This is a genomic window from Shewanella atlantica (genome assembly GCF_003966265.1).
Lineage (GTDB): Bacteria > Pseudomonadota > Gammaproteobacteria > Enterobacterales > Shewanellaceae > Shewanella > Shewanella atlantica.
Window position 1 is genome coordinate 1 of record NZ_RXNV01000031.1, and the last position, 5,233, is coordinate 5,233.

Annotated in this window: 3 protein-coding genes; all 3 read left to right on the forward strand. The window is 45.0% G+C overall.

The features are described from left to right. On the forward strand, positions 1–1,853 hold a 1,853-nt coding region (locus EKG39_RS23100; RefSeq protein WP_126508310.1), incomplete at its 5' end, for a type I secretion C-terminal target domain-containing protein. 130 nt (positions 1,854–1,983) lie between these two features. Beyond that, positions 1,984–2,223, forward strand: a complete 240-nt coding sequence (locus EKG39_RS23105; RefSeq protein ID WP_126508311.1) for a hypothetical protein — start codon at positions 1,984–1,986, stop codon at positions 2,221–2,223. Between the two features lie 296 nt (positions 2,224–2,519). Then, positions 2,520–5,233 (forward strand): retention module-containing protein (locus EKG39_RS23110; protein WP_126508312.1); only part of this gene is annotated, 2,714 nt, incomplete at its 3' end.

Consider the following 5,233-nt stretch of genomic DNA (forward strand, 5'->3'; position numbering starts at 1 on the left):
ACGATCCGGTTCTGACCGTTGACATGACCGGCGGCGTCACTGAAGATGCCACCGACCCAAGCCTCACTGACAGCGGCGCACTCAGCTTCACCGATGTCGATGTCAACAACACCCACGGCGTCACCGAAGTCTACAACAACGATATCAGCTGGAGTGGCGGCACCCTGAGCGATGAACTCAGCGCCCCTGAAATCCAAGCGCTCATCGATGGCTTCTCGGTCGACAACGACAGCTGGGATTACAGTATCCTCAATGCTTTAATACAGTTTCTAGCAGAAGGAGAAACCATTACTTTTAGCTTCGACGTCACCGTGACGGATAATGACGGCGGTACTGATACTAAGACTGTATCGCTTATCATCAACGGAGATAATGATCTTGTGATGGGGGAATTTTCTAAAGAAGTTTGGGTTCCTGCATCTAGTGATGAAATACTCATACCCTATGAAGATGGTTACCCGCTAAATATCGCAGCACCTACTGACACTGATGTCAATGATGTATTGACTATCACTGTAACTGGAATTCCAGAATTTGGCCAAGTTGGTTATTATGATGAATTCGACGTATTCCATGCTCTAACTGAAACGATGATTATAACCTCTGAGCAGTTAAACAGTTTATTTTATGTTCCCAATGGTGACGGTCTAACTTATGACATGGCATTCACTTTAGATATTCAGTCTGGCAATGAAGTCGTTAATGCCGAATATATTATTCACACAGTTCCACCTACTAGCTTACCAGGTCAAACAATTCAAATTGGTGATGGTTCCTCACCTCTTACCTCTGGTAATGATCAGGAAGCTCAACTTGTACTGAACAACGAATTTGCGAGTAACATACTCTCAGATCCATTGAAGGGAACATTGGATCTCTTTACTGATTTCCAGAAAAACCCAATTGATATACCAATACCAGCAGGAGAGATTGAAGGCACACCAACAGGTGATAAACGGGAAGCAGAAGTCACAGTCAGTCTAACTATTAATGGTGTCCTGTTCATTGTTCTAGCAGCAGGAGATGTTAATCAAGACTGGTTCTACGACAGTGACTCTGGTTTGATGAAAGCTAGTTTTATCTTTGCAGAAATCTACCAAGATGGACATATAGGTGATGCTAGTTTTAGCTTGGCCAATTATATTTCTAGTGGTGCCTACACCCCAGCTGCTGGTGATATTTGGGATATCACATATTTAGATAATGATGGTGGCTCATGGCAAGCCAGATTCTTGCAAGCCAACTTCGTGTTCGATAATGCCGGAGACTCTAGTATCACTGTTGTGGGCACAGATAATGTCGACAATTTGATATTTGGTGGTACATCAAATGATAGCCTAACAGGTGCAAACCAAGATGATCGCATCTTCGGCAGGGAGGGGAATGACACCATTAATGGTATGGCCGGAGACGATGAGCTGGCTGGAGGTTCTGGCGACGACATCATAGATGGTGGTATAGGTAATGACTTCCTAATAGGGGGCCCAGGTAGTGATAGCTTAAATGGCGGTATCGACACAGATGAAGATACTTTTGTATGGGATTTAGGTTCTGATGACGGCAGTATAGACACAGTATATAACTTTGATTCAGCTTACGATATTTTGAATCTAGCGGACATTTTGGATGGCGAAGATGACACGGCCATTAGTTTAGATGCTTATCTAGACTTCAATTTTGTAGGAGGAAATACTGAGATATCAGTTGATTCTGATGGCCTAGGAGCAGGGGGGATTACTCTTACCATAGTTATTAACGGAGAAGATTTAACCGATACTAACAATTTAACAGATATTCAAATCATTAATAACCTACTCGACGATACGGCATTGATTGTTGACACTATCCCATAACATCCCCCCTAAAAAGCCATTGACAGAGCCGCTACATTTAGCGGCTTTGTCTATACAACAGACCTAGACATCCTTTATTACTTTGATGACTTTAAAATCCAAGCCACGATGTTCTGACAAGTCTTATATAATGGTTAATATTAAAACAGGCTCTTTGGAAGGCTTCCTCGGCAATACAGAAATATCCCTAGATAATAATGGTTCAGCTGCAGGAGGGGAGACACTCACAATCACATTAGAGGGAGTAGATCTATTTACTGAATATGGAGTCACTATTGATGGAGATTATGATAACGCTGATTACGCTGATTACGCTGTCATCATTGCAGGCTTAATCGATGACGACGCACTGATAATTGACGTTCCATAATCAGCTAACAGGATAAAGGTGCTCCTCTTTACACTAAAAATGAAGAAAAGTGCACTCAACCGAGCTAAGCAATTGTAACAAAGCCACTATATTTAGTGGCTTTGTCGTATCTAAAACACGAACTTTATCAAAAGCTAATACAAAAGTGGTATTTCACGGCCCCAAACTGTCAAAAAATTGACCAGCACAGATACATACGTTAAGATTTCTGGTCGTATGTTTGTATTGCTGCCTCTTTTGGATGTGAAGTTTTTATCAGGGCTGCACGGTTAATGTTTACTCGATTGGAGTTATGAATGAAATCTTTAGTTACTGCACAACACGGACAGGTTTTGCTTGCTAATGGAAATGTCACGATAGAAATTGCTAATGGCAAGCAAAATATTGCTCCAGGTGAACAGCTACCAAAAGGCTCTACTCTTTACATTGAGGATGGCGCAGAGGTTGAAATCGCTTTTGAAGATGGCACAACATACTCCAACCTATCATCTGCGGCCCAAGATTCTGAAGCGGCGATGGCTGATAGCGATTTTAGTGCTTTAGACGAGATTCAAGCACTGCAAGATCTCATCGCTTCAGGCGAAGATCCCACCGCAGGCCTACCCGATACAGCAGCTGGCGCAGGAACTGCCGGTAATCAAGGCGGTACAAATTTTGTTTCTTTAACTCGAAGTGGCGACGAAACGATAGCTTCATCAGGTTTTGCTACTGAAGGTAGTGCTCAAAGTGAATTTTCTGCTGCCAGCAACCTCAACGAAAGCGTAGTAGATAATCCCTCAGAGTTAATCAATGACGTCACTACTATCGATGAAGACGGCGTTGCAACGGGTAATGTCTTAGGTAATGACTCAGATGTAGATAACGTTCTTACTGTTACCAGCTTTGAAGTCGATGGCAACACTTATACGGCTGGCACTGAGGTCACGCTTGAAGGCGGAACTTTAGTCATCAATGAAGACGGTAGTTACACCTTCACACCTAATGAAAACTGGAATGGCTCAGTTCCCGTTATCACCTACACCACTAATACTGGTTCTACCGCTACTTTGACCATAGTGGTAAACGCTGTCGATGACCCAAGCATTGTCGTTAACGATAACAACACAATCGATGAAGGTAGTGTCGCAACAGGCAATGTCTTAGATAATGACTCAGATATAGATAGCGACCTCACGGTAGCCAGCTTCGAAGTTAATGGCACCAGCTATACAGCAGGCACCACTGTTGAACTAGAAGGCGGTTCATTAGTCATTAATGAAGATGGCTCTTATACCTTTACGCCAAATGACAACTGGAACGGTTCTGTCCCGGTTATTACCTACACGACGAGTACGGGTTCTACCGCGACGCTGACTTTAGAAGTCACGCCAGTAGACGATCCAAGCGTGCTTGCTAACGACAGCAATACTATCGATGAAGACAGTGTCGCCACAGGCAACGTATTAGATAACGACTCTGATATCGACAGTGACCTCACTGTTGCCAGTTTCGAAGTTAACGGCGAAAGCTATACAGCCGGCACCACTGTCGAACTAGAAGGCGGAACGCTAGTCCTCAATGAAGATGGTTCTTACACCTTCACGCCAAATGACAACTGGAACGGCTCTGTCCCGGTCATTACCTACACGACGAGTACGGGTTCTTCAGCGACGCTGACTTTAGAAGTCACGCCAGTAGACGATCCAAGCGTGCTGGCTAATGACAGCAATACCGTTGCAGAAAACAGTGTCGCCACAGGCAACGTATTAGATAACGACTCTGATATCGACAGTGACCTCACTGTTGCCAGTTTCGAAGTTAACGGCGAAAGCTATACAGCCGGCACCACTGTCGAACTAGAAGGCGGTTCATTAGTCATTAATGAAGATGGTTCTTACACCTTTACGCCAAATGACAACTGGAACGGCTCAGTCCCGGTTATTACCTACACCACTAATACGGGTTCTACAGCGACACTGACGCTTGAAGTCACGCCAGTAGATGATCCAAGCGTGCTGGCTAATGACAGCAACACTATCGATGAAGACAGTGTCGCCACAGGCAACGTATTAGATAACGATTCTGATATCGACAATGATCTCACTGTTGCCAGTTTTGAAGTTAATGGCACCAGCTATACAGCAGGCACAGAGGTCACCCTTGAAGGCGGCTCATTAGTGATTAATGAAGATGGCTCTTACGTCTTCACCCCTAATGATAACTGGAACGGCACCGTTCCTGTGATCACCTACACCACCAACACAGGTTCTACAGCAACGCTGACTTTAGAGGTCACTCCTTTAGATGACCCAAGCGTGCTGGCTAATGACAGCAATACCGTTGCAGAAAACAGTGTCGCCACAGGCAACGTCTTAGATAACGATTCAGATATAGACAATGATCTCACTGTTGCCAGTTTCGAAGTTAACGGCGAAAGCTACACAGCCGGCACCACTGTTGAACTAGAAGGCGGTTCATTAGTCATTAATGAAGATGGATCTTATACCTTTACGCCAAATGACAACTGGAACGGCACCGTTCCCGTCATTACTTACACCACCAATACGGGTTCTACCGCGACGCTGACTTTAGAAGTCACGCCAGTAGATGATCCAAGCGTACTTGCTAACGACAGCAATACGATCGATGAAGACAGTGTCGCCACAGGCAACGTGTTAGATAATGACTCCGATATCGACAGTGATCTCACTGTTGCCAGCTTCGAAGTTAACGGCGAAAGCTATACCGCAGGCAGCACTGTCGAACTCGAAGGTGGCTCATTAGTCATTAATGAAGATGGATCTTACGTCTTCACACCTAATGACAACTGGAACGGCACCGTTCCTGTGATCACCTACACCACCAGTACAGGTTCTAACGCGACGCTGACTATAGAGGTCACGCCAGTAGATGAAGCCCCTGAATTCCGCTCCGGGACCGATGTGGCCGGTGACGCCGCTAACACCGATACCTATGACTTTGGTGAGCTGGCAGAGGCTGCCACTGCTGGCACCGTCGTCGGAACGGTTAT